Source organism: Bacillus licheniformis DSM 13 = ATCC 14580, from assembly GCF_000011645.1.
Taxonomy (GTDB): Bacteria; Bacillota; Bacilli; order Bacillales; family Bacillaceae; genus Bacillus; species Bacillus licheniformis.
The window spans coordinates 2,007,215-2,030,864 of the sequence record NC_006270.3; the positions used below are offsets into that span (position 1 = coordinate 2,007,215).

22 protein-coding genes are annotated in these 23,650 nt (G+C 46.2%); 7 read left to right on the plus strand and 15 right to left on the minus strand.

Translation table 11 applies throughout. The features are described from left to right. Position 1: 1 nt before the first annotated feature. From TRNA_RS31725 to TRNA_RS31730, 3 genes are all read right to left on the minus strand, one after another. Positions 2-784: a (S)-acetoin forming diacetyl reductase gene (locus tag TRNA_RS31725; RefSeq protein ID WP_003182295.1), complete on the minus strand. Its 783-nt coding sequence runs from the start codon at positions 782-784 to the stop codon at positions 2-4. A gap of 322 nt (positions 785-1,106) precedes the next feature. Further along, entirely contained in the window at positions 1,107-1,232 is a 126-nt protein-coding gene (locus tag TRNA_RS44280) for a hypothetical protein (protein ID WP_003182297.1), read from the minus strand. 28 nt (positions 1,233-1,260) lie between these two features. Then, positions 1,261-1,605, minus strand: a complete 345-nt coding sequence (locus tag TRNA_RS31730) for a hypothetical protein (RefSeq protein ID WP_003182299.1) — start codon at positions 1,603-1,605, stop codon at positions 1,261-1,263. A 327-nt stretch (positions 1,606-1,932) separates the two neighbouring features. Here TRNA_RS31730 and TRNA_RS31735 point away from each other — a divergent pair, with 327 nt between their 5' ends. Then, a complete protein-coding gene (locus TRNA_RS31735) occupies positions 1,933-3,345 on the plus strand; it encodes an alanine/glycine:cation symporter family protein (protein WP_003182301.1) in 1,413 nt (470 codons plus the stop codon). Positions 3,346-3,389: 44 nt separating this feature from the next. On the opposite strand, the gene TRNA_RS31740 is transcribed toward TRNA_RS31735, so the two are convergent. From TRNA_RS31740 to TRNA_RS31780, 9 genes are all read right to left on the minus strand, one after another. Then, the gene (locus TRNA_RS31740; protein ID WP_003182304.1) at positions 3,390-3,734 is read right to left on the minus strand and encodes a hypothetical protein; all 345 of its coding nucleotides are present in this window, start codon (positions 3,732-3,734) and stop codon (positions 3,390-3,392) included. 112 nt (positions 3,735-3,846) lie between these two features. Next, positions 3,847-4,533 (minus strand): respiratory nitrate reductase subunit gamma, encoded by a 687-nt coding sequence (gene narI / locus TRNA_RS31745; RefSeq protein ID WP_003182307.1) that lies wholly within the window; start codon positions 4,531-4,533, stop codon positions 3,847-3,849. Continuing rightward, a complete protein-coding gene (gene narJ / locus TRNA_RS31750) occupies positions 4,530-5,072 on the minus strand; it encodes a nitrate reductase molybdenum cofactor assembly chaperone (protein WP_003182309.1) in 543 nt (180 codons plus the stop codon). The genes narI and narJ overlap by 4 nt, the downstream gene beginning before the upstream one ends. 18 nt (positions 5,073-5,090) lie before the next feature. Next, positions 5,091-6,560, minus strand: coding sequence for a nitrate reductase subunit beta (gene narH / locus TRNA_RS31755; protein WP_011198013.1), 1,470 nt, complete (start codon positions 6,558-6,560; stop codon positions 5,091-5,093). Then, entirely contained in the window at positions 6,550-10,236 is a 3,687-nt protein-coding gene (locus TRNA_RS31760; RefSeq protein ID WP_011198014.1) for a nitrate reductase subunit alpha, read from the minus strand. The genes narH and TRNA_RS31760 overlap by 11 nt, the downstream gene beginning before the upstream one ends. A gap of 174 nt (positions 10,237-10,410) precedes the next feature. After that, positions 10,411-11,652, minus strand: a complete 1,242-nt coding sequence (locus tag TRNA_RS31765; protein WP_003182315.1) for a DUF438 domain-containing protein — start codon at positions 11,650-11,652, stop codon at positions 10,411-10,413. After that, on the minus strand, positions 11,649-11,891 hold the full coding sequence (locus TRNA_RS31770) for a DUF1858 domain-containing protein (RefSeq protein WP_003182317.1): 243 nt from the start codon (positions 11,889-11,891) through the stop codon (positions 11,649-11,651). Before TRNA_RS31770 ends, TRNA_RS31765 begins: the two co-directional genes overlap by 4 nt. 88 nt (positions 11,892-11,979) lie before the next feature. Further along, complete coding sequence (locus tag TRNA_RS31775; protein WP_009328183.1) at positions 11,980-13,083, minus strand: TIGR04053 family radical SAM/SPASM domain-containing protein; 1,104 nt, start codon at positions 13,081-13,083, stop codon at positions 11,980-11,982. A 114-nt stretch (positions 13,084-13,197) separates the two neighbouring features. Continuing rightward, positions 13,198-13,665, minus strand: coding sequence for a hypothetical protein (locus tag TRNA_RS31780; RefSeq protein WP_003182320.1), 468 nt, complete (start codon positions 13,663-13,665; stop codon positions 13,198-13,200). Positions 13,666-13,814: 149 nt separating this feature from the next. Here TRNA_RS31780 and TRNA_RS31785 point away from each other — a divergent pair, with 149 nt between their 5' ends. Next, on the plus strand, positions 13,815-14,537 hold the full coding sequence (locus TRNA_RS31785) for a YwiC-like family protein (RefSeq protein ID WP_011198015.1): 723 nt from the start codon (positions 13,815-13,817) through the stop codon (positions 14,535-14,537). A 45-nt stretch (positions 14,538-14,582) separates the two neighbouring features. Here TRNA_RS31785 and TRNA_RS31790 read toward each other — a convergent pair whose 3' ends face one another. Both TRNA_RS31790 and TRNA_RS31795 read right to left on the minus strand, forming a co-directional pair. Continuing rightward, on the minus strand, positions 14,583-15,296 hold the full coding sequence (locus TRNA_RS31790; protein WP_011198016.1) for a Crp/Fnr family transcriptional regulator: 714 nt from the start codon (positions 15,294-15,296) through the stop codon (positions 14,583-14,585). Between the two features lie 145 nt (positions 15,297-15,441). Then, positions 15,442-16,626 carry a nitrate/nitrite transporter gene (locus tag TRNA_RS31795; RefSeq protein WP_009328179.1) on the minus strand — a complete coding sequence of 395 codons (1,185 nt, stop codon included), beginning with the start codon at positions 16,624-16,626 and terminating at the stop codon, positions 15,442-15,444. Between the two features lie 221 nt (positions 16,627-16,847). Here TRNA_RS31795 and TRNA_RS31800 point away from each other — a divergent pair, with 221 nt between their 5' ends. The 3 genes from TRNA_RS31800 to TRNA_RS31810 all read left to right on the plus strand — a co-directional run bounded on the left by TRNA_RS31800 (position 16,848) and on the right by TRNA_RS31810 (position 20,310). After that, positions 16,848-17,087, plus strand: coding sequence for a DUF2164 domain-containing protein (locus TRNA_RS31800; RefSeq protein ID WP_003182328.1), 240 nt, complete (start codon positions 16,848-16,850; stop codon positions 17,085-17,087). Between the two features lie 43 nt (positions 17,088-17,130). Next, positions 17,131-17,799: a Crp/Fnr family transcriptional regulator gene (locus TRNA_RS31805; protein ID WP_003182331.1), complete on the plus strand. Its 669-nt coding sequence runs from the start codon at positions 17,131-17,133 to the stop codon at positions 17,797-17,799. 156 nt (positions 17,800-17,955) lie between these two features. Next, complete coding sequence (locus TRNA_RS31810) at positions 17,956-20,310, plus strand: nitric-oxide reductase large subunit (RefSeq protein WP_011198017.1); 2,355 nt, start codon at positions 17,956-17,958, stop codon at positions 20,308-20,310. A 44-nt stretch (positions 20,311-20,354) separates the two neighbouring features. On the opposite strand, the gene ric is transcribed toward TRNA_RS31810, so the two are convergent. Beyond that, the gene (gene ric / locus TRNA_RS31815) at positions 20,355-21,068 is read right to left on the minus strand and encodes an iron-sulfur cluster repair di-iron protein (protein ID WP_011198018.1); all 714 of its coding nucleotides are present in this window, start codon (positions 21,066-21,068) and stop codon (positions 20,355-20,357) included. 165 nt (positions 21,069-21,233) lie between these two features. On the opposite strand from ric, the gene TRNA_RS31820 reads away from it, so the two are divergent. Together TRNA_RS31820 and TRNA_RS31825 are read left to right on the plus strand one after the other, a co-directional pair. Continuing rightward, entirely contained in the window at positions 21,234-21,605 is a 372-nt protein-coding gene (locus TRNA_RS31820) for a DUF1360 domain-containing protein (RefSeq protein WP_011198019.1), read from the plus strand. A gap of 428 nt (positions 21,606-22,033) precedes the next feature. Continuing rightward, entirely contained in the window at positions 22,034-23,578 is a 1,545-nt protein-coding gene (locus TRNA_RS31825; protein ID WP_011198020.1) for a cellulase family glycosylhydrolase, read from the plus strand. Positions 23,579-23,650 lie beyond the last annotated feature (72 nt).

Genomic DNA, 23,650 nt, shown 5'->3' on the forward strand with positions numbered 1-23,650 from the left:
ATTAATTAAATACCATTCCGCCATCAATGATAAGAGCTTGACCAGTCATATAATCTGAATCTGGCCCTGCAAGGTAAGAAACGCATGCTGCTACATCTTCCGGCTCGGATAAGCGTTTTAATGCAATATTTTTAGCGAATTGTTCCATGCCCCATTCAAACGGCTTGCCTGCTTCATCAGCGGTTTGCTGTGCAATCCCCATCATCATAGGAGTTTTAACGATACCCGGACAAAAGGCGTTTACAGTAATACCTAATTCAGCTAGATCTTTTGCCGCAGTTTGGGTAATCCCGCGAACAGCGAACTTTGTTCCTCCGTAAACCGCTAAGCCCGGGTTGCCGACTTGGCCGGCTTGAGAAGATGCATTAATGATTTTCCCGCCGTGTCCAAGTTCTTTAAAGGCTTTTACAGCTGCTTGTATTCCCCAATAAGTACCGCCAACGTTAACATCATAGACTTTCCGATAATCTTCATATGTAATGCTTTCAATAGGGGTGGTTGGTCCAAGACCCGCATTATTAATCACCACATCAAGACCGCCAAGACGTTTTACTGTTTCATCGACAGCTTTAAAAACATCATCGCGATCAGCAACATCCACTTTAACCGCAATTGCTTTGCCGTTAAGCTTATTGATGTCCTCAGCAACTTGTGTTGCAGTTTCTACATTATAATCGGCAACTGCAACTGCGAATCCGTCCTCTGCCAATCGTTTGCAGATTGCTTCTCCAATTCCTTGACCGCCGCCAGTAACAAAAGCAATTTTTCCAGATACTTTACTCATATAAACATCTTCTTTCTATAAGTAATTGGTATTTAATTGGTACAGGAATATTATATCTTATATTTGTAGATTTGAAGTAAAGCCGCGGCATTTGTTGAAAATATGTTTAAAATTTTTCGAAAAAATTTAATAGTTTTTGAAAGAGGTGGAAGAACTGTATGTAAAACTATAAAAGGGATGTTCTGCTATAAAACAGCGATTCAGCCATCGCTAAACGGATGAAGACCAAATGAAAAGGCATGAACCCGCACAATGCCGGATTCATGCCAAACAAACTGCTTCATGAAATTTTATTGTCTAGCTTTTTCAAATCGCTTCAAATTCAGCTGTCCTGGCGATTGAAAAGATCGGTAATCGCGTGCATGAATTCAATTCCTTGAAAAACAAACAGATTGATTGCTGTCAATGAAAATAGTCCAATAATCACCATTCTTATGATAAATAACATGTTAAAACCTCCCGCTTTTTTTGTATGGTTATGGTTTTAAAACATGCGCTTTATCGAAATAAGAAGAGTGATAGAACACCGCGAGCATAAATGCCTTCAGATGCTCTTTCCGCCTGTTCATCATGAACGCTTGACCGGAAGCGGCAGCTAAGATTAAGAGAAGGACGGATTCAGCTCCGAAACCGAGTGAATTCCATAATGATTTCGCCTTTTCTTCACCATATTTTCCGACTGTCAGTTCATGGAGTTCGTCTCCTGAAACAGCGGCTTTTTGCGCATGGTGATTTGCCGGCATCTGGGGCATTGAGAACGAATGAAGGCTCGCAATGACTAAAAAGAATATGGACAGTTGCAGAAACAATGTCTTTTTCATTTGATCTCATCCCCTTAGTATCTCATCATCTTAGCATATTTTATTATATAATAAAAGATGATTATTTTGTGACAGTTTGCAAATAATTATTGACAACATTAGATTTTTCGCAGCGCATTTGAAATGAAAGCGCATTTTTATGTATGAATAAAGATAATACTCTGCTATAATGAGCATTGGGTCTAAAGTAATGATGATGCCATCAGCCTTTACGATTAAAAAACAGAAAATTCTATCTAGTTTTGCTTGCGTCATTATTATGATATAATCCTATCATGTTAGAAAACTTAACATCAAAACAAAATTCGTTTGTTTCAGGAGGGTGCTATGGAAGAAATTTTAAGCGAAATCATCAATGTCCCGAGCGGTTTTATTTGGACTTATTTAGTCTATATATTAATAGGAATAGGCCTGTTCTTTACGTTTAAATTGAAATTCGTTCAATTCCGCTATTTCTTCGAGATGTTTCGTATCGTCGGACAAAAAGAGGAGAAAGGAAAAGGCGTCTCGTCTTTGCAGGCATTCTTTATTTCCGCCGCTTCCCGTGTCGGAACGGGTAACCTGACCGGTGTGGCGCTTGCTGTTGCAACAGGCGGACCGGGAGCGGTCTTTTGGATGTGGGTCGTCGCGCTTGTCGGAATGGCTTCAAGCTTTGTGGAAAGTACGCTGGCTCAAGTCTACAAGGTCAAAGACGGCGATCATTTCAGAGGAGGCCCTGCTTATTACATGGAAAAAGCGCTGGGCGCCAGATGGATGGGGATTATCTTTGCCGTTTTAATTACAATTACATTCGGCTTGATTTTTAATGCGGTTCAAGCCAACACGATCGTCGGTTCGATGCAAGGGGCTTTCAACCTGGATAAAACAGTGGTAGGCATCATCCTTGCTGCAATCACCGGATTTATCATTTTCGGCGGATTGAAACGCGTTGTGACAGTTTCGCAGTTGATCGTTCCGGTCATGGCGATCATTTATCTTGGACTTGCTTTATTTGTCGTGCTGACGAATATTTCTCAAATACCGGCCGTTTTCGCGATGATTGTGAAGGATGCTTTCGGGATCGAGCAGATTGCAGGGGGTACGCTCGGCAGCATCATTATTATCGGTGCGAAGCGCGGTTTGTTTTCAAACGAAGCCGGAATGGGAAGCGCGCCGAACGCAGCAGCGACTGCCAATGTCTCTCACCCCGCGAAGCAAGGCTTTATCCAAACGCTTGGCGTATTCTTTGATACGATGGTCATCTGCAGTGCAACAGCCTTTATGATCCTGCTGTTCAATCTGACGCCTGGCAAAGAGCTTGACGGCATTCAAATTACACAAGCAGCCATGCAGCATCACATTGGAAGCTGGGCGCCTGCATTTGTCGCAGTGGCGATTTTTCTGTTCGCTTTCAGTTCAATCGTCGGAAACTACTATTATGGTGAGACGAACATTGAATTTATTAAAAAGAGCAAGACGGCGCTTGCTGTTTACCGTACAGCCGTTGTAGCAATGGTGATCTTCGGATCTGTATCCGGTTTCCAGCTTGTGTGGGACATGGCGGATTTATTTATGGGATTAATGGCGATCATTAACCTGATTGCGATTCTGCTTCTTTCCGGAATTGCTGCGAAAGTGCTGAAAGACTATACTGAACAGCGCAAAGCAGGAAAGAACCCCGTCTTTAAGGCAAGCTCGATTCCAGGTCTGAAAAATACAGAGGCTTGGGAAGACGAGAAGGAAACATTGCAATCGAAATAAACCATATTAAAAAAGGCGTCCTTGGGGGCGCCTTTTTCTTATTTTTACTGACAGCTGAAAGAAGTGATCTCGTTCAGGTCAATACCGAAGTAAACCCAGCGGAATTGACGCGGCCTCCAGCGGTAGCCCGCAATCGAACGACGGCCGACGAAAACCGGGTAGAACCAAAAACGGCTGCCGTTTCTCAAGCGGATGAACGTGTATCTGAACAGGCATCTTCTGATTCCGCCAGGATCAACGGCAAATACCGAAGGGCCGGAGTCTTGCGGAAATTGGCTCGGCGGCGGGGGGAGCAGCTGCTGTTGCTGCTGTCCTCCTGCTCCCGGAGGCGGCCCCGGCGGAAATTGCTGGCGATACGGATCATATAGTGAAGGATCGTATGGATACAATAAAAACGCTCCTTTCTGATGGTTTGCTTTATCGTATGATTGATTGGTAATATGGGTAGCTTGCCTATGGAGAAAAAAATCCCTAAAGCCGTTTTAGCTTTAGGGAAAATGTTTACATGCTTTTGCGGGGCGCCCGTTTCCGGTAAACAACATAGCTTCTTGTCAAATATTTTAGCGGCATGCTGAATACGTGGACGAGCCGAGTGAACGGCCAGACGATGAAAATGACGTAGCCCATGATGATGTGAAGCTTAAACCAGAGGGGCACGCTCGCCATAAGCCCGGCATCCGGCTTGAATAAGAAAATGTTGCGAAACCACGGGCCGATTGTTGTCCTGTAGTCGAATCCTTTTGAATCGATGTTTAAGAAGGTTGCCGCAAGCCCAGTGGTCATCACGAATAACAAAGCGACAAGGGTGATTAAATCGCCGGCAGAGCTCGTTTTTCGAATCCGTTTGTCCGTGAATCGGCGGTAGGTCAATATGAGAAGCCCTGACAGCGCGGCGATGCCTGCAGGCAGTCCGAAGCCGATCGCGATCTTATGGTACATATGCTCTGAAACGCCGAGCGCCTCATAAAGGCTTTCCGGAATTAAAATTCCCATCACATGTCCGCCGATGACAAAAAAGATTCCCCAGTGGAAAAGGCTGCTGCCAAGCGCAAGTTTTTTCTTTTCGAGCATCTCGCTAGATTTGGCCGTCCAGCCAAATTGATCATGTTGATAGCGGTAAATATGCCCTCCGATAAAAATGGTGATGACAATGTAGGGGAGGATGACCCACAGTATTTGTTCGATCATGGCTGTACATTCCTTTCAACACCAATTTCCTCTAAGATCAGCATTAATCCGTCCAATAACGGTGTATAGATGCTTTCATTCTCTGAAAGCTGCGATCTCAATTCTTCCAGGTTTGCTGCGTATTTTTGGAAAACAGCAGCAGCTTTTTCTTGATCCGCAACTGCGGCAAATTCAAGCATGAGCGGCAGATAATCCGGCAGCTCTTTATCTGTCGGCTGAAAACCGGACTGCTGATACAGATCTTTCAGCTGCAGCAATTCAATACCGCGCTCCCTTTGTTCGCCGGAGTTGAAATAGGTGACATAAAGGTTTGTTTTTTTGCCGAAATCAAACGTATATACGTATGTTTCAATCAATTCCTCAGACGAATAGGAAGCCGCGCTTTCCAAGAAGGCAAGCAGATGTCCTTTCAGCGCTTCATGCTCGATTTCGCCGATGATCTGCTGCCATTCGGAACGTTCTTTTCTCCACTCTTCATCAGGGTAGGAGAGGAGGTAAGAAAGAGCGGCAAAAACGGTTTGTTTGTCTGTTCCATCCATGAAGCTTCCCTCCAGTGTTTATATGTTTTGGCAAGAGCCGGGTCCTCCGGCAAACGATAATCCGCAGCTTCCTTGTTCCATGTATAGATCCGCGACTTCTTCGCGATGGGTTTGAGGAATGACGAACCGGTCATCGTATTTGGCGATTGCAAGCAGACGGTACATGTCTTCAATCTGCTCTTCAGTCAATCCGGTATCTTGAATCAGAGATGAATCGATCTGTTTGTTCGTTTGGGTCGCCCGCATGTGCATACGCATCACAGACATTTTCTTTAATGTCGTTCTAATATGGTGTGTATCACCGGCAGTCAGCAAATTGGCCAAATATTCGATCGGAATCCGCATTTCATCAATAGCAGGGAAGATATCTTCAGCTGATTGGGCTGTTCCTTTTCCTTCAAACATATTCATAATCGGACTGAGCGGAGGAATATACCATACCATCGGCAATGTCCGGTATTCAGGATGCAGCGGCAGAGCGATTTTCCAATCGATGATCATTTTGTAGATCGGAGATTTTTGCGCTGCTTCAATCCACTCCAGCGGAATGCCTTGAGCTTTTGCTTCTTCTGCAACAGCGGGATCATTCGGGTCAAGGAAAATCTCCAGCTGTGAGTGATACAAATCTTTTTCATTTTCGGCTGAAGCCGCTTCTTCGACTTTTTCTGCGTCATAAAGCATGACTCCGAGATAGCGGATTCTGCCGACGCATGTCTCAGAGCAGATTGTCGGCAGTCCTGCTTCAAGACGAGGGAAGCACAATGTGCATTTTTCCGCCTTGTTAGTCTGCCAGTTGAAATACACTTTTTTATAAGGACATGATGATACACAGTGTCTCCATGAGCGGCACGCATTTTGATCGACGAGAACGATGCCGTCTTCCTCGCGTTTGTACATCGCTCCCGACGGACAGGAGGAGACGCAGGAAGGATTGATGCAGTGTTCGCATATCCTTGGCAGATACATCATAAAGACGTCTTCAAATTCGGTTTTGATGGATTCTTCCATTTTTTTGACGTTTGGATCTTGGAGGCCTGTAATGTGGCCGCCGGCAAGATCGTCTTCCCAGTTCGGACCCCATTCAAGGTTCATGAAGTCTCCCGTAATGGAAGACTTCGGCCTTGCAACAGGCTGATGTTTTTTCTCCGGACTGTTTGTCAGCGTTTCATAATCATAGTTCCAAGGTTCATAGTAGTCATCGATCGTCGGCTGATACGGGTTGTAGAATAAATTCATGAGCCGCGTTGCTTTGGCGCCTGATTTAAGCTGGAGCTTGCCTTTTTTCAGCTCCCAGCCGCCTTTGTATTTATCCTGGTTCTCCCATTGTTTAGGGTAGCCGATGCCCGGTTTTGTTTCGACGTTGTTGAAGTACATATATTCTGCACCGGAACGGTTTGTCCAAGTGTTTTTGCATGTGACGCTGCATGTATGGCAGCCGATGCATTTGTCAAGGTTCATTACCATTCCGATTTGCGCTTTAATCTTCAAGCCAATCGACCTCCTTCAATTTTCTGATCACGACATTGAGGTCGCGCTGATTTCCTGTCGGCCCGTAGTAGTTGAATCCGTAGCTGAGCTGTCCGTAGCCTCCGATCATCTGCGTCGGCTTGACATGGATGCGGGTCGGGCTGTTATGGGTTCCTCCGCGGTTATTCGTCAGCTTTGTTCCCGGCACGTTGATATGTCTGTCTTGGGCATGGTGCATAAACGCCATTCCCTTTGGAATCCGGTGTGATGTCACGGCCCGTGCGACGACGACACCGTTTCGGTTGAAGCACTCGATCCAGTCGTTGTCCTGAATGTCGGTTTCTTCGGCATCGTCTTTATTCATCCAGACTGTCGGCCCGCCTCTGAAAAGGGTAAGCATCGGCAGGGAATCAAAATACATGCTGTGAACCGACCATTTATTATGCGGCGTTAAGTAGTTTAAAACGATTTCTTTTCCTTCCTGATCCGGACGCTTGTTCAAGAAAGGGCGGTGGATCAGGATCGGCTTGAATGTCGCCATGTTTTCGCCGAATTCTGTCATCATTTCATGATCAAGGTAAAAAGACTGTCTGCCGGTCAGCGTTCTCCACGGAATCAGTTTTTCAACGTTTGTCGTAAACGGAGAATAGCGTCGTCCGCCTTTTTCAGAACCGCTGAAAGCAGGGGAGGTGATCACCGTTTTCGGCTGAGCTGAAATTTGCTCAAATGTGAAGCATTCCTCTTCCCGTTCTTCAGCTAAATCTTTCAACTCAAGATTCGTAATTTTTTCAAGCGATTCCCACGCTTTAACGGCTACTTTCCCGTTTGAAGTGGAAGAGAGAGTCAATACCGCTTCAGCAGCTTGTCTAGCATCACTGATGTCGGGACAGCCCTTGGCGATCGTGTCGTCTTTTACGACGCCGAGCGTTTTTTTGAGAGAATTATATTCCGCTTCAACAGACCAGTTCATTCCTTTCGTACCAAACGGCTGTTTGACAACATTCGGCCCAAGCGATGTCATCTTATTGAAAATCTGCTTATAATCCCGCTCCACAACGTGAATTTGCGGCATTGTTTTGCCTGGTACGGCAGGGCAGTCGCCTTTGCTCCAATCTTTGATTTTCCCGAGCGGCTGCGCCATTTCTTGTGGAGTGTCATGGAGAAGAGGAGTCGCAACAGCCTCTTTGACAGGTTCCATATCCACTTCTTCAGCCAGATCGGAAACCGCTTTTGCCAGTGCTTTAAAAATATCCCAATCAGACTTTGCTTCCCACGGCGCGCTGATTGCCGGATTAAACGGGTGGATGAACGGATGCATATCCGTGCTGCTGAGATCGTGTTTTTCGTACCAGGTGGCCGCAGGGAGCACGATGTCTGAATAAAGGGCTGTTCCCGCCATCCGGAAATCGAGATTGATCAGTAAATCGAGTTTGCCTTCAGGCGCTTTGTCACGCCAAGTGATTTCTTCCGGACGGATGCTGTCCTGATCATCGTTCATCAGTCCGTTTGTCGTGCCGAGCAAGTGTTTCAGAAAATATTCATGGCCTTTGCCGGAGCTTGAGATTAAATTGGCTCTCCAGACAAATAGATTTCTCGGGAAGTTCTTTTCATTGTCAGGATCTTCAATCGAAAACTTGAGCTTTTTCTCCTCGAGCTGTCTGGCAATATAGATTCCGACTTGCTGAGCGTTCTCAGCGCCCGCTTTTTCTGCTTCTTTATACAAGTCGATGCCGTTTTTCTCAAACGTCGGATACGATGGAAGCCAGCCGAGTCTCGCCGCCAGCACATTGTAATCGGCATGGTGCTTGTAGCGCGATGTTTTTGCGATTGGTGAAGCGAGCCCGCTGATTTCCTGATCTTCATAGCGCCACTGGTCGGTGGCGAAGTAGAAAAATGATGTGCCGTTTTGCAGTTTGGCAGGGCCTCCCCAGTCCTTGGCCATCGCGATCGTCTGCCATCCTTCGGCCGGCCGGAGTTTTTCCTGGCCGACATAGTGAGCCCAGCCTCCTCCGTTAACTCCTTGGGCTCCGACGAGAAGCACAAGGTTCAGTACAGCTCTGTAAATGGTGTCTGAATTGAACCAATGGTTAATTCCGGCGCCGACAATGATCATCGAGCGGCCCTCTGTGTCAATCGCATTTTGCGCGAATTCCCTCGCGATCTTGATCACCATTTCACTTTTAATGCCAGTAATCGGCTCTTGCCAAGCCGGTGTAAACGGTTCAGGATCATCAAATGATGCCGGCGTCTGTCCGCCGATTCCGCAGTTGACGCCATAGTTGGCGAGAGTCAGGTCGAAAACGGTGGAAACAAAGACTTCCTCGCCGTTCAAGATGACTTTTTTGATCGGAAGCGGTCTTTCAAGCACTTTATTGCCGTCATGTGAGAAATACGGGATGTTGACCGTGCCGATCATATCTTCGTATCCAAGCATGGAAAGCCGAGGTGTGATCGGTTTTTCTGAATCCTCATCAACCATGCGCAGGTTCCATTTTCCTTTGCCGTCCCAGCGGGAGCCCATCGTGCCCTGCGGAATCGCAAATCCATCTGTGTCTTCGTCCCAAACGGCAGGCTTCCACTCATCGTGCTCTGTCGCGCGCCCGATATCTTTAGCATGGAGGAAGCGGCCTGCTGTGAACGTTCCGTTTTCCTCTTTCAAAGTCACCAAAAACGGGAAATCGGTATATTGTTTTGCATAATCAATAAAACGTTCCGTTTTCTGGTTGACATAAAAGTCTTGCAGAATAACGTGGCCCATCGCCATGGCCAGTGCGCCGTCCGTGCCTTGTCTGATGCTCAGCCAATCATCGGAAAACTTTGAGGACTCGGCAAAGTCCGGGCTGATCGAAATCACTTTTGCTCCTTTATAGCGGGCTTCGGCTAAAAAGTGAGCGTCAGGCGTTCTGGTAAGCGGGACATTAGAGCCCCATGTCATGATGTAGCCAGAATTGTACCAGTCGCTGCTTTCCGGAACGTCGGTTTGATCTCCCCAAATTTGCGGTGAAGCAGGAGGGAGGTCGGCATACCAGTCATAGAAGCTCAGCATCGGCCCGCCGATCAGGGACATAAAGCGTGATCCTGCTGCATGGCTGAGCATCGACATGGCTGGAATCGGCGAAAAGCCGACATTGCGGTCAGGGCCGTATTTGGCAATGGTATACAGAAGGGAAGCCGAAATCAGCTTCAGGACTTCGCTCCATTCGGCGCGGACAAATCCGCCTTTTCCGCGCGCCTGTTTATAGGCTTTCGCTTTTTCAGGGTTTTCGACAATTGATTTCCATGCTTCAAGCGGATTTTTGCTGCTGTTTAGCGCCTCGCGCCACATCTGGATCAGCACACCGCGTACATACGGGTATTTCACGCGGAGCGGGCTGTATATATACCAGGAAAAGCTGGCTCCCCGCGGACAGCCGCGCGGTTCAAAGTCCGGCATATCAGGGCCTGTCGAAGGGTAATCAAGCCGCTGCCCTTCCCATGTGACGATCCCGTTTTTGACGTAGATATTCCAGCTGCAGGATCCTGTACAGTTCACCCCATGGGTAGAGCGAACCACTTTATCATGCTGCCATCTATTTCTGTATACATCTTCCCAATCCCGGTCTTCATAAGTGGTTTGGCTGTGTTGATTGGAATGGCGTTCAATAGGGGAGAAATAATTTAATCTCCTGAAAATGGGACTCTTTTTCTTTTTTTTCATTGCTGGTTCACTCCTTCTGAGTCAGTGATGCTACCCTCACTATATATGGAGGAGGCGCTGCACCTTGTTAAATTTGTCACATGGTTTCGGCTTTTCACAAATTTGTCACATTTTCAGGAGGGGGAAGAGGGCGGACAAAAAAACAGCCTGCATGGAAGCGGGCTGTCGAATGGTTCAATCGCTCGTGTTCAAAATTCTCTTTTCCCCGTTAATCTCCTGAATCGGGGCGATGTTCTGGGTGAATTCCAAAGTGCCGATATAGCGGCCGTTTTCATCGCGTACGGCAAAATAGCGGATGAACACGTATTTGTCTTTAAATTTGATCCAAAAATCTTCAACATCTTTTTTGCCAGATTTAAAGTCGTCCAGAAGTTTGTTGACGATGTGGACGCTAGCCGGCGGATGGCAGTTTTGGACGGTTCGGCCGATTACGGCTTTTGTCCGGGCGAAAATCCGTTCCTTTCCGTGTGAAAAATAGCGGACCACATCGTTTTCATCGATGAAGGTGATATCGACCGGAAGATGGTTCATCATGTGTTCAAGCTGATCCACAGACAGAATACCGGTAGGGAGTCTGACATAGCCATCAGCCGCCTCTTCGCTCGTTTTGATCTGATGGCGTTCAGGCTTCCACACCGTTTCCGGAGCAGTCAGGCAATATCCGATCTCGTCGCTTTCGGCTGCGATTTTCAGCCATTCGTCTTCTGTCAGCGTTCTGAGCGCCATCGGCAAGAGGATATTTTCTTCTTTATAAATCATTTCCGTGCCTTCTTGAATGATAAACGTTAGTTCGCGGATGACCTCATCTTTTTTGTCCGGCGTATACTCTTCCAACAAACGCTTCACTTCTTTAATGCTCTTGCGGATAAAATCGTCGACAGCCCACATGACTTGGCTTGGCCCTGTAATTCCGTACTTTTCTAAATAGGGGAACAGAAGATTTTCTTTTCTGCTGTAATGTTTGTCGACGTCAGCTAGCAAATTTAAGTCTGCGAGCAGTTTGAGAATGTTGTCGCGATGATCTTCTTTTTCAAAGCGTTCCAAATGAAGCTGCATTTTAAAGTTCAAAAGGAGGTCGATTTCTTTATTTTCTTTCATAAATGTATGAACGGGATGGCCAGGCTGCTTGTCGGCGTCCGCGCGGTGAATGTCTTCAATCGATCCTTTAAACACAGCGGCGTGAACGGAGCAGAGCTCTTGGATCTCTTCAGGTGTAATGCCTTCTTCCTTCATCAACGCCTGTTCCAGCTGGGCGATTTCTTCGGCATTGACTGAGCCGAATGCCTTTTCGAACCGTTTTTTGACGTCGGCAAGCGGCTTTCCTTTATGAAGGTCGATGATGATCTCCTTCAGAAGCTGCTTTTTTTCCTCAGGCAGACCTTGCTGCGTTTCCCGATTGTTAATGATTTCGCTCATTGTTTTTCTCCTTTCCAAACGGGGTCAAATCCGTGTGCTTTCAATATGTCTAAGACATGGTTCCATTCGATTTGCATCATTCGCGCGCCTTTTGGAATCGTCATGATGCGCCCGGCTGTTTCCAGCATGCCGGGCTTTGTAATATTTTGAAACCCGGCATCCTTCATCACGGCTTTTAGTTCAGGATGCAATGTGCAAAGTTTGTAAACGGAATCGTCCAAATCAATTTTTTTATGCAAGGGATCACATCCTTTGATAGTGATGATCATTCTCATCTATACCGTAATACAAGGAAGCTGAAAAAAATGTGACGTACATCACATTTTTTTAGCGCAAAGCCTTCGGAATATAAATGCAGCTCGGATCGCTTTCTAGGTAATCGCCTGTCAGAGCATAAGCACGCGAGCGCGAACCGCCGCACACATGACGGAATTCACAGACGCCGCATTTCCCTTTAAATCCGTCCGGATTTCGAAGATCCTTAAAGATCGGTGATTCGCGGTAAATCTCAGCCAGCGGCTGTTCGCGGATGTTTCCGGCTTTAACCGGCAGGAGTCCGCTTGGATATACATCACCGATATGGGAGATAAACATGAACCCGTTGCCATCGTTCACACCTTTCGGAGCCCGGCCCAATCCGCCGATGGCATCCATTTTTCCTTTCTGCAATGCGTGTTCATAGCGGATTTTCATGTGGGGGTCTTTCGCTTCCCGCATTTTTTGCTGAATGACGACCCGCCGGTAGTGCTGGGCTGCTGTCGTTTTGATGTCAAAAGGCGCTTCTTTTGCCAAACGGCTGAGCCAGAGAAAGACTTTTTCATGGTCCACCGGGGAAATCATATCTTCCCGCTTCGCGCGGCCTGTCGGGACGAGAAAAAACACACTCCATAGTACGCAGTTCAATTCTTTGATCAGCTTTGCCATTTCATCCAGGTAATCGATGTTATAGGAGGATATGACGGTATTAATCTGCAGAGGCAGCTGACATTCATGAATGTAGCGAATGGCCTTCATAGTCAGGTCAAAAGACCCGTCCGTTCCCCGAAAATGATCATGAATCTCCCGGGTCGGGCCGTCCAAGCTGAACGCCCATCGGGATAACCCGATTTCTTTTGCTGATTGAATCGCTTCTCTTGTAACATTCGGCGTGGCACTCGGGGTCATGGAGACGCGAACCCCTTTTTGGACGGCATATTCAATAATGGCGAATACGTCGTCTCTCATTAAAGGATCGCCTCCTGTAAGCACGAGGAGGGGATTGTCCATCGCATGAATTTGATCGATTAAATCTTTTCCCTCTTTCAGGGATAGCTCCCGAGGATCGCGTTTATTTTGAGCCGATGCCCGGCAATGAAGGCACTTGAGCTCGCAAGCCCTTGTCAGCTCCCAAATGACGATAAACGGAGACTTGTCGAAATCGCAAAGTATCATCTTTCATCTGTCCTTTCGTTTGCATTCATGTGTATCGTAGCGGAAATGCAGGAGAAAAAAAGTTAAGTAGATCACATTTGGAAAAAAGAAGAGAAAGAAGGGGAGAGGCCCTTCTCACACGTCGTCTTCTGCGGAGGAGTTGAGGTAGCGCAAAAAAAGCTGGTATGAAAAAAATAAATTCTGCTGGAGCAACATGAGAAAGTTCGTCTGTAATTGGCGGTTATAAGTCATCATTTTTTTGAAATTATGAAACGGTATTTCAAGTACGGCGGTTTCAGAGGCAGTATTGACTGAAATAAACGGAGATAAGAAAGGTTCGCCTTTTTGATCAATAGGAAAAACATCGCCTTTTTCCCACTCGGCGATCGTCCGTGATTCTTCCGGAAGCCTTCTGTCGGAAAAATGCACTTCTCCTTTTAAAACAAAATAGACGGATTGCGAATGAAGGAACGATCGCGAATGCTGAGACGGTTGGATATCTATCACCTTACCGTTCTTCAGCAGCTTTTTGATGATCGGAAGGGGTACTCCGAAAAACATAGGAAGATTTTTCAGAAACAATAAGTAGTCAAACCGGTCCATGGTATATCCTCCTTCTCTATATTGGCTTTTAGTATAAAGCGCCGGGCTGCAGGGCGCAGTGATTTAATTCACACGACTGTATGCAAAATGTCACTGTGTAAAAAGAACGAAACTTTTATAATGTAATAGAAAAGAAGGGAGGATGTGTGATGAAAGTGTTCATACCGAAGCAGCACGGCGCCTGGGCGATGCTTGTCATCCCGTTTATTCTCGGCATGTTCGCCGGAGGCGCAGATGTAAAGCATATTCCGCTGTTCTGCGGATGGCTGTTTCTATATCTTGCGGCATCTCCGGCTATGATGATGGTGAAGAAGAAAAATATCGTTTACTATCAAAAATGGGTTCTCATCTACGGCATTCCGGCCGTCGTTTTCCTGCTTATTTCGGTCCTGCTGGAGCCGCAGCTTGTGTATCTCGGTCTGCCGCTGTTTCCGCTCTTTCTCATCAATCTTTATTATGCGAAAAGAAACAACGACAGGGCGCTTTTAAATGATATAGCTGCAATCCTTGTTTTCAGCACGGGCGGGCTTGCGAGCTTCTGGATGGGAGCGGGGAAGCTTGATGGTGAGGCATCGTTTGTTTTTATCCAGTCCGCTTTGTTTTTCACAGGGAGCGCTTTTTATGTCAAGTCGATGATACGTGAAAAGAAAAACAATCGATTCAAGCTTTATTCATGGGGCTACCATGTTTTCCTGCCGTTCGTCTCGCTGGCCGCAGGGGCAGGATGGGCGGTGATCGGCGTAGTGCCGAGCAGTCTTAGAGCGTGGTTTTTCCACGGGAGGAAACTGTCGATTAAGATAATCGGAATCTCTGAGCTGGTGAATGCCTGTATCTTTATGGCCGTGTTGATCGTTTTTCTGCTGCAAACGTAAAAAACAAGGACACTGTGCTTCATGTCCTTGTTTGTTTTCGCTTTTTCAGTCGATATTGCAGATTTCGAGCGGGCAGTTTTCACAGTCGATTTCGCGTTTTAAATAATTGATCTGGTGGATGACGATTTTTCCCGAGTCCTCAATTGAAATGACACCGTTCTTCCGGAGGTCGCTCAGCATGCGGTTGATGCTTTCTCTTGCAGCAGCACAAAATTTCGCCAGATCCTGGTTCGTCAGGACAATATTGATGAGAATCCCGTCGCTTCTTGTGATGCCGTAGCTGTTTGCGAGACGGATCAAGGTGGAGTAGAGCGCGCCTTTTTTACCATTCAGCAAAAGGTCGCGGATCTTCGATTGAATCTTTCGCAAATGCGTGCTCATCCATTTCATAAACTCAAACGTCAGCGCACCGTTTTGAATGAGTTCTTTTTCAAGCTTATCTTTATTGATGACCAACACTTCGCCATCAGAGAGGATCTTTGCGCTCAGCATATATTTCGCATCTTCTGTAAAAAGCGTAAGCTCCCCGACAATATCATTTTTTTTGCACATTCTAAGCGTCAGTTCTTTGCCATCGGACGTCAATTTGCCGATCTGGACAAGTCCTGACTGAATAAGATACAGTTCCTCTGCATCCATCCCTTCTTGAAAAAGGAATGTGTCCTGCCTGATTTTTCGTCGCGTACTGATCGATTCCAGCAAGTGATGCAGATCGTCTGAGAGCAAATCTGTGTCTGATTTTCTAACAGAAATGTTCATTGAGCGTCACCCCTTTTGCAGTTCTTATTTTAACGTTAAATAAGGCAGAGTGACCTTTTAAATATAAACAATATTGTGAACATATGAATATAGTCCCGAAAAAGAGCCTGGGCATATCGGCTCAATCTCTTTTTGCAGGAAGGGCTTATAAATGGTTGGCCTTCGTTTTGGACGATGTTTTGTTCACTTCCTGAAAATACATCCAGACCACGATCACAAAGCTTGCAAGAGCCGCTTCTGACAGCGCCATGAATCCGATCGCATAATGGCCGGTTGCCTGAAAAACGCTTGACAGGATGAGAGGCGGGAAAAATCCTCCCAAGCCGCCCATCGCTGATACGATCCCATTAACGATGCCGGCCTGATTTGAAAAATAAAGCGGCACGAGCTTAAAGATGATCCCGTTTCCGAGTCCGGCGCACACGGCAACGGTTAATACCCCAAACCCGTACAGTCCGAGGCTCGGCGAAAAGGCCAATAAAATCCCTGACAAGGTGCAGCCGGCAAATACATACATCAACAGCTTCAGCGGGTTGAATTTGTCTGCCAGCCAGCCGCCGACAGGCCTCAGAAAAGTGGCGACAGCGATAAATCCGGCGGTTCTCAGCCCTGAATCGACGGGATCAAGCCCGAAGTGATTAACAAGAAAGTTCGGAAGATAAATCGTAAACGCGACGAAAGATCCGAATGTAATGAAGTAAAACAAGCTTAAAAACCATAATGTCTGATTTCGGTAGACTGCCTTCATTTGCTCTGTTACAGATACCGTAACTTTTGTTTCTTTTCGATCTCCAAGGATAAAGTTCAATAAAGCGAATACGGCGACTAACACGATGTACATCCGCACCGTATTTTCCCACCCGGCGGTTTTTGCGACAACAGGAGCGGCAAACGTAGTAATCGCTGTACCGACGTTCCCAGCGCCGTAGATCCCATTGACAAACCCGTGCTTTTCTTTAGGGTAGTATTTCGGCAGTGATGTGACCCCGATGGAAAAGACCGCTCCGCCGATGCCGAGGAAGAAGCCGCCAAGGATCAAGTCGAACAGCGAATCGGCTGTGCTGATCCAAAAAACCGGGAACAGAAGCAGCAAAAAGCTGATCATGAATGTAATTCTTGCTCCAAATCTGTTCGTGTAGTAGCCCAGCGGAATCCTGAGAAGCGACCCGAGTATGACCGGAATGGCCGTAACAAGGGAGACCTCGCTGTCTGTCAGGGCGATGTCCTGCTTAATGTGGGGCATTAAAGAGGAAATCAATACCCAAACCATAAATCCTGCGACTAAACTAAATGACTGCAGCGGTAATTGTATTTTTTGACGATTTGCCATTGCGGTTTTGCTCCTTTCAAAGGGAAAAATGAATAAATCAATCAGCATGTTTATCTTACAAAAAGTCTTTTTAAAACATTGTGAATTACGTCACACGGTCATTCGCTTGTTTCGTGTTTAATATCGGTAAGTGACGGAGAGTAAACGGATGTAAAAAAATAAATTGTTCATTTGCGGACTTTATCGTTTATCATGGAAATAAAAAAAGGAGTGCCGCTTTTATGTTTATAAAGCTTACCCAAGAAGAAAAACAAGCGATCATCGATGAAATCAAACGCTTTTATGTTGAAGAAAGAGGAGAAGAGGTCGGAGACATTGCGGCGATTCAAATGTTCGAATTCGTAAAGGAAAAGCTCGGACCTTACTTTTACAATCAGGCCTTGAAGGACAGCCGCAGAGTGGTGGAAGAGAAGGCAGCGGCGATTGAAGAAGAGCTCTTTGCACTGGAGCGCCGTCTGTGACAAACCGCTCTCCTTTAGCAAAACCGAAGGGATTGAAAGACCAATGGAGTTTCTGAAGCAATTTATGATTTTCAGCGGGTTGAATGATGAAGAGTTCAAGCAAATCGAGCAGATCGCGGCCAAGCGCACCTATCAGCCGAGAATGTTTGTTTTTATGGAGGGGGAAGAGAGGGAAGCGGTATTTTTCATCAAATCCGGTCTTGTTAAAGCCTTTAAAATCGATGAAGACGGCAATGAACAAGTGATTTCGATTCTGCAAAACGGGGATATGTTTCCCCATGTCGGCTTTTTTGACCTCTCCCCATACCCGGCAACGGCAGAAGCCGTTCAAGAAACCGAATTGATCGTAATCCGCATCGCCGATTTTAATGAACTTTTGATGAAATTTCCGGAAATGACGATAAAAGTGATGCAAATCATGGGGAAAAAGATTCTCGATTTGCAAGAGCGGATCCAGGGTTTTATCTCAAAAGACGTCCAGCACCGCTTGACACATGTATTAATGAAGCTTGCTGCTGAACATGGCATTCCTCAAGAAAAAGGGGTCTACATCAGCCTGCCCATTACCAATCAGGATTTTGCGAACATGGTCGGAACGTCAAGGGAAACGATTAACCGCACATTAAATGAATTGAAAAAGAAAAATCTGCTGACAGCTGACAGGAGCGGAATTTTCATTCATGATACAGACTGGCTGAACGGCTGCAATTAAGGCATGAGTTTTAGGCTTTCCATTGAACGGCAGATGGAAAGCCTGTTTTTTATTTTGTTCACAAATACGCCATGATTTAAGTGATCTGGTTCACAACTGGTGTTTTGCATATCCAGTATCTTAGGACATGCAAAATCAAAAAAGGAGTGAACCGCAATGGAAGTACAAAGAAAGACGGTGCCCGTTAAAAAAGCATCAAAAAACGGTTTTCTGAAATCCATTCTCGTCTTTACTTTAATCGTAAGTTTTTCGGTGCTGCTTTTGGGAGGCTATTGGATCTTCAAAGGACTTGCACCAAGACCTGTTGAAGTGTCCGGGCCAAACGGAGAGGTGCTCATGACAAAATCGTCTATTTCAGGCGGTCAGGCCGTATTTCAAAAATACGCGCTGATGGTCTATGGAACGATTTTGGGGCACGGATCTTATATGGGGCCTGATTACACGGCCGAAGCCCTGAAAATCTATACGGAAGGGATGCAGGATTTTAAGGCGGAGGCACAATACGGCAAGCGCTTTAAACAACTTTCAGATGAAAAGCAGTCCACCATCCGGAATCACGTCATCCGCGAAATGAGAAAAAACCGTTATGATCGCCCATCAGATACATTGAAGCTGACAGACGCGCAGGTCTACGGCTTGCATCAAGTGCGCGATCATTACCGCAAAGTCTTTACAAAAGGAGACGGCTGGGGGCTTGAGCCCGGTTTAATTAAAGAAAGCCACATGCCTGAACGCAACAGGGCGTGGGTCGACAGCGAAGACCAAATCACGCAGGTCTCCGATTTTATCTTTTGGACGGCATGGCTTTCCAGTACATTAAGGCCGGGCGACGACATTACGTACACGAACAACTGGCCGTATGATGAAGATGCGGGCAACACGATGTCATTCGCCGCCGTTTGGTGGAGCGGCGCAAGCGTTACCATCCTCATTTTATTTGTCGGCATTATTTTATTCGTGTTTTACCGTTACAAGCTTGGAATGAAAGAGGCTTACCAGGAAGGGGCGTTTCCGGTATTTGATCTGGATAAACAGCCGCTCACCGCTTCACAGGTTAAAACCGGAAAATATTTCGCCGTTGTGTCGCTGCTGTTTTTTGTTCAGGCGATGTTCGGGGCTTTGCTCGCCCACTATTATATTGAACCGGACAGCTTTTTTGGGATTGATTGGATCAGGGAGCTGTTGCCCTTCAGCATATCTAAGGGATTTCACCTTCAGCTGGCGATCTTCTGGATTGCAACTTCATGGCTCGGGATGGGTATTTATGCGGCGCCGTTTGTCGGAGGCCGCGAGCCGAAAAGACAGGGGCTGCTTGTCGACATTCTGTTTTGGGCGCTGATCGTCCTTGTCGGCGGAAGCATGGTCGGCGAATGGCTCGGAGCGAAAGGCTTTTTAGGAAACAACTGGTTCTTATTCGGCCATCAAGGAATGGAATATATTGAACTCGGCCGCTTTTGGCAGGTCATTCTTGCGCTCGGCATGCTGATTTGGCTGTTTATCGTCTTCAGAGGCATTAAGAGCGGCCTCAAGCGGGAGCCTGATAAAGGCGGTTTGATTCATCTGCTGTTTTATTCTTCGATCGCCATTCCGCTGTTTTACGGTGCTGCCTTTTTCTTTAATCCCGGCACTAATATTACAATGTCGGATTTTTGGCGGTGGTGGATCATCCATCTTTGGGTGGAAGGGATTTTTGAAGTCTTTGCCGTCGTGGTCATCGGCTTTTTGCTCGTGCAAATGAACCTGGTGACGAAAAAGTCGACTGTCAGAACGCTCTATTTTCAATTGACGATCCTGCTGGGGAGCGGTGTCATCGGGATCGGACACCATTACTATTACAACGGGTCTTCCGAAGTCTGGATCGGCCTCGGTTCCGTCTTCTCATGCCTGGAAGTCATCCCGCTTACCCTGCTTGTATTGGAAGCTTACGAACAATACAAGATGATGAAAGACGGCGGACATCACTTCCCGTATAAAGCAACGTTCTGGTTCCTGATTTCAACGGCGATCTGGAATCTGGTCGGCGCCGGGGTATTGGGCTTTTTGATCAACTTGCCTGCCGTCAGCTATTTTGAGCACGGGCAGTTCTTGACACCCGCCCACGGACACGGGGCGATGATGGGTGTGTACGGCATGTTTGCCATTGCCGTCTGGCTGTATACGCTCCGCAATATCGCCAAAAAAGAAGCATGGAATGATAAATGGCTGAAAATAGCCTGCTGGTCGCTGAACATCGGCCTGTTCGGAATGGTGTTTATCAATTTGCTGCCGGTCGGTTTTCTTCAATTGAAAAAAGCGTTTGAAGACGGGTACTGGAGCTCAAGGGCGCCTGAGTTTTTACAGCAGGATGCAGTGCAAACGCTGCTGACTTGGAGGGCCGTGCCGGATACGATCTTTTTAGCCGGAATCGTGATTTTGGTTGTATTCAGCATCAGAGCATTATTCCATCTCCGCAAACCGACGTATCGGGAAGGAGAAGCGCTGCCTGTTAAAGACATTGCTTCAGATGAATAGATAAACAAAAAGACAGAGGAAGTAAAATCCTCTGTCTTTTTGTTTTATTGATTGGCTTCCGCTTCAAGCCGCGGGAACAAAATATTGTTTTCCAGGTGAATGTGCTGAAAAAGATCCGTTTCCAATTCATCAAGCTTTAAGTAAGTCAGTGTATATGTTGTGCATGCCCCTTCAGGAAGGGTATAGTCATTGGTCACTCTTCTCAGTTCCTTCAGGATGCTGCCTGCGGCTTCATGCTCTTGTTCAAGGACGTCGATCGTCTGAACCGCTTCTGCTAAGCGGTCCATTGATCGCGTCTCTTCATAGGCCATCACTTTCGGGAAAATATGTTCCTCTTCCTGGAAGAGGTGATGTTCGAGTTCTGTTTTCAGCTGATGGAACAATTGATGGACCTGGGCGAGCTCCGGATGATGGATGCCATGAACCCGGTATACTTTTGTAACAAAGCCTGACAGTTCAGGAAGCACCTCATACAGGTAGGCATGGTGCGTATGAATCACATGGTCGATCAGCTGTGAATACGGGGCTTCACTCCAGTTCGTCTCTTTTGCGTTTAATGCCTTTGTCTCTTGATATAATGTATTGATTCTAGCTAAGATCTCTTCTTCATTTAAATCCTGCTCTTTTATCGCTTCACCGATCGGGCGGTTGCCCCCGCAGCAAAAGTCGATGCGATATTCTTTCAGCAGCCGGCTGGCTCTTGGAAAACGTGTAACAATATCACCCGTTTTTGTATTTTGATCAAAAACTGCTTCCATTTGTAAAACCTCCTGAAGTGTTTTGTATGCTATAGGTTAAATGTAACGGGTTCACCGAGGGAAAATCGTGATCTACATCACATTCTGAAAAAATGACAGAAAAAGCAATAAGTCAGAAGAAATCGGGAAATAGCTATAGATAACTTTTCATGTTGGAGGCCCGCAATGGAGCATATATCCTGGCTTACATTTACGATGCTGATTCTCGCCAGTTACCGGTTAACTCATTTGATTGTTTTTGATAAGATCACGGAGTTTATCCGGAAACCGTTCATGAAGAAGAAGCAGACGATTGATGAACAAGGGCATGTAGAAACGAAAAAAGTGCCGAAATCAAACTTCGGCTATTTGCTGAATTGCTATTGGTGCGCAGGGATATGGTGCGCGTTGATCATTGCTGTCGGATATCTGATTGCCCCAAAAGCGATATTCCCGTTGATTTTGATTTTGTCGGTCGCCGGGGGGCAGGCGATTCTTGAAACGTTTGTCGGTGTCGCCACAAAACTTGTCGGCTTTTTCTCCGATTTAAAGAAGTAAACCATTCCAAGCGGATGGTTTTATTTTTTTGTCAATAAAGTGATACAAACAGCAGAGAGAACGTGTCAGTTTTATGAACTTTTCACAGCGATTTTTCCCGGATGCGGCATTTTAGGCAGAGAGGAAGCATCTCATTGTAAAGATTTCAGTTTTTAAAATTTAGAATTGAGAGAAAAAGGATGTGCAAAGTCCCCGGCCATTTGTTTTAAAAGCTTGCGGTCACTAGTATTCAGACCTCCCATTTTATACGAAAAGAGGAAATAGATAGATTTTTTAAGCGCCAAAAAACAAGAAATATGGTTGATAGACAATCGGTGAATAGTTTATTTACAATCAGTTCGTGCTACAGGCAAGGAAAGGAGTGAAAAATGGCTGCGGAAAAAGTATTTTCGAAAAATAAAATCATTGGAGGAAAAAGAATGTCATATATGAAACGTTCCATCTCTGTCTTCATCGCCTGTTTTATGGTAGCGGCGCTTGGCATCAGCGGTATCATTGCACCGAAAGCGGCTGCCGCTTCTAAAACACCCGTTGCTGTAAACGGACAGCTTACCTTAAAAGGTACGCAGCTCGTCAATCAAAACGGAAAAGCGGTTCAGCTGAAAGGAATCAGCTCCCACGGTCTACAGTGGTATGGCGATTATGTCAACAAAGACTCGTTAAAATGGCTGAGAGACGACTGGGGCATCAATGTCTTCCGCGCGGCCATGTATACAGCTGAAGGCGGCTATATTGACAATCCGTCGGTTAAAAACAAAGTGAAGGAAGCCGTCGAAGCGGCAAAAGAACTCGGAATCTATGTGATCATTGACTGGCACATACTGAGCGATGGCAATCCAAACCAAAACAAAGCGAAAGCAAAAGAATTTTTTAACGAAATGTCAAGACTTTATGGCAAGACGCCAAACGTCATTTTTGAAATTGCCAACGAGCCGAACGGCGATGTCAACTGGAATCGCGACATTAAACCTTACGCCGAAGAAATCCTGTCCGTGATTCGCAAAAACTCTCCGAAAAATATTGTGATTGTCGGAACAGGCACCTGGAGCCAGGATGTCAATGATGCGGCGGACAATCAGCTGAAAGACGGCAATGTCATGTACGCGCTCCATTTTTATGCGGGCACGCACGGTCAGTCTTTGCGGGATAAAGCCGATTATGCACTCAGCAAAGGAGCGCCGATTTTCGTCACAGAATGGGGAACGAGCGATGCTTCAGGAAACGGCGGGGTCTACCTTGACCAATCCAGGGAGTGGCTGAAATATTTAGACAGCAAAAAAATCAGCTGGGTAAACTGGAACTTATCCGACAAACAAGAGTCGTCAGCAGCTTTAAACCCAGGCGCCTCTAAAAACGGAGGATGGTCGCAATCCGACTTGTCCCCATCAGGCAAATTCGTCAGGGATAACATCCGCAGCGGGTCAAACGGTTCGTCAGGAGACTCTGGATCGAATTCGAAAGGGTCAGATCAAAAAGACCAAAAAAAGGATCAGGATAAACCAGGTCAAGACAGCGGCGCTGCAGCCAACACGATAGCAGTACAATACAGAGCGGGGGACAACAATGTAAACGGCAACCAAATCCGCCCTCAGCTCAACATTAAAAACAACAGCAAAAAAACCGTGTCTTTAAATCGAATCACTGTCCGCTACTGGTATAAAACGAATCGCAAAGGACAAAATTTTGACTGCGACTATGCCCAAATCGGCTGCAGCAAAATCACGCACAAATTCGTTCAATTAAAAAAAGCGGTAAACGGAGCAGACACGTATCTTGAAGTAGGATTTAAAAATGGTACATTGGCGCCGGGGGCTGATACTGGCGAAATCCAGATCCGTCTTCACAATGACGGCTGGAGCAATTATGCCCAAAGCGGCGACTATTCATTTTTTAATTCAAACACGTTTAAAAATACGAAAAAAATCACGTTGTATGAGAACGGAAAGCTGATTTGGGGCACTGAACCTAAATAACGGCACTTTGACGGACACCGGATATGGTGTCCGTTTTCGTATATATTATAATGGAAGGAATGAGGAATATTT

Excerpts from the sequence above, each read along its gene's own strand:
- TRNA_RS31805 (WP_003182331.1), top strand. The coding sequence starts at position 17,131 with ATGGAGTTTCTGAAGCAATTTATGATTTTCAGCGGGTTGAATGATGAA.
- TRNA_RS31795 (WP_009328179.1), bottom strand. The coding sequence starts at position 16,626 with ATGGCAAATCGTCAAAAAATACAATTACCGCTGCAGTCATTTAGTTTA.
- TRNA_RS31810 (WP_011198017.1), top strand. The coding sequence starts at position 17,956 with ATGGAAGTACAAAGAAAGACGGTGCCCGTTAAAAAAGCATCAAAAAAC.
- TRNA_RS31790 (WP_011198016.1), bottom strand. The coding sequence starts at position 15,296 with ATGAACATTTCTGTTAGAAAATCAGACACAGATTTGCTCTCAGACGAT.
- TRNA_RS31725 (WP_003182295.1), bottom strand. The coding sequence starts at position 784 with ATGAGTAAAGTATCTGGAAAAATTGCTTTTGTTACTGGCGGCGGTCAA.
- TRNA_RS31735 (WP_003182301.1), top strand. The coding sequence starts at position 1,933 with ATGGAAGAAATTTTAAGCGAAATCATCAATGTCCCGAGCGGTTTTATT.
- TRNA_RS31825 (WP_011198020.1), top strand. The coding sequence starts at position 22,034 with ATGAAACGTTCCATCTCTGTCTTCATCGCCTGTTTTATGGTAGCGGCG.
- ric (WP_011198018.1), bottom strand. The coding sequence starts at position 21,068 with ATGGAAGCAGTTTTTGATCAAAATACAAAAACGGGTGATATTGTTACA.
- narJ (WP_003182309.1), bottom strand. The coding sequence starts at position 5,072 with ATGGATGGAACAGACAAACAAACCGTTTTTGCCGCTCTTTCTTACCTC.
- TRNA_RS44280 (WP_003182297.1), bottom strand. The coding sequence starts at position 1,232 with ATGTTATTTATCATAAGAATGGTGATTATTGGACTATTTTCATTGACA.
- TRNA_RS31820 (WP_011198019.1), top strand. The coding sequence starts at position 21,234 with ATGGAGCATATATCCTGGCTTACATTTACGATGCTGATTCTCGCCAGT.
- narI (WP_003182307.1), bottom strand. The coding sequence starts at position 4,533 with ATGATCGAACAAATACTGTGGGTCATCCTCCCCTACATTGTCATCACC.
- TRNA_RS31775 (WP_009328183.1), bottom strand. The coding sequence starts at position 13,083 with ATGATACTTTGCGATTTCGACAAGTCTCCGTTTATCGTCATTTGGGAG.
- TRNA_RS31730 (WP_003182299.1), bottom strand. The coding sequence starts at position 1,605 with ATGAAAAAGACATTGTTTCTGCAACTGTCCATATTCTTTTTAGTCATT.
- TRNA_RS31760 (WP_011198014.1), bottom strand. The coding sequence starts at position 10,236 with ATGAAAAAAAAGAAAAAGAGTCCCATTTTCAGGAGATTAAATTATTTC.
- TRNA_RS31785 (WP_011198015.1), top strand. The coding sequence starts at position 13,815 with ATGAAAGTGTTCATACCGAAGCAGCACGGCGCCTGGGCGATGCTTGTC.
- TRNA_RS31800 (WP_003182328.1), top strand. The coding sequence starts at position 16,848 with ATGTTTATAAAGCTTACCCAAGAAGAAAAACAAGCGATCATCGATGAA.
- TRNA_RS31780 (WP_003182320.1), bottom strand. The coding sequence starts at position 13,665 with ATGGACCGGTTTGACTACTTATTGTTTCTGAAAAATCTTCCTATGTTT.
- TRNA_RS31765 (WP_003182315.1), bottom strand. The coding sequence starts at position 11,652 with ATGAGCGAAATCATTAACAATCGGGAAACGCAGCAAGGTCTGCCTGAG.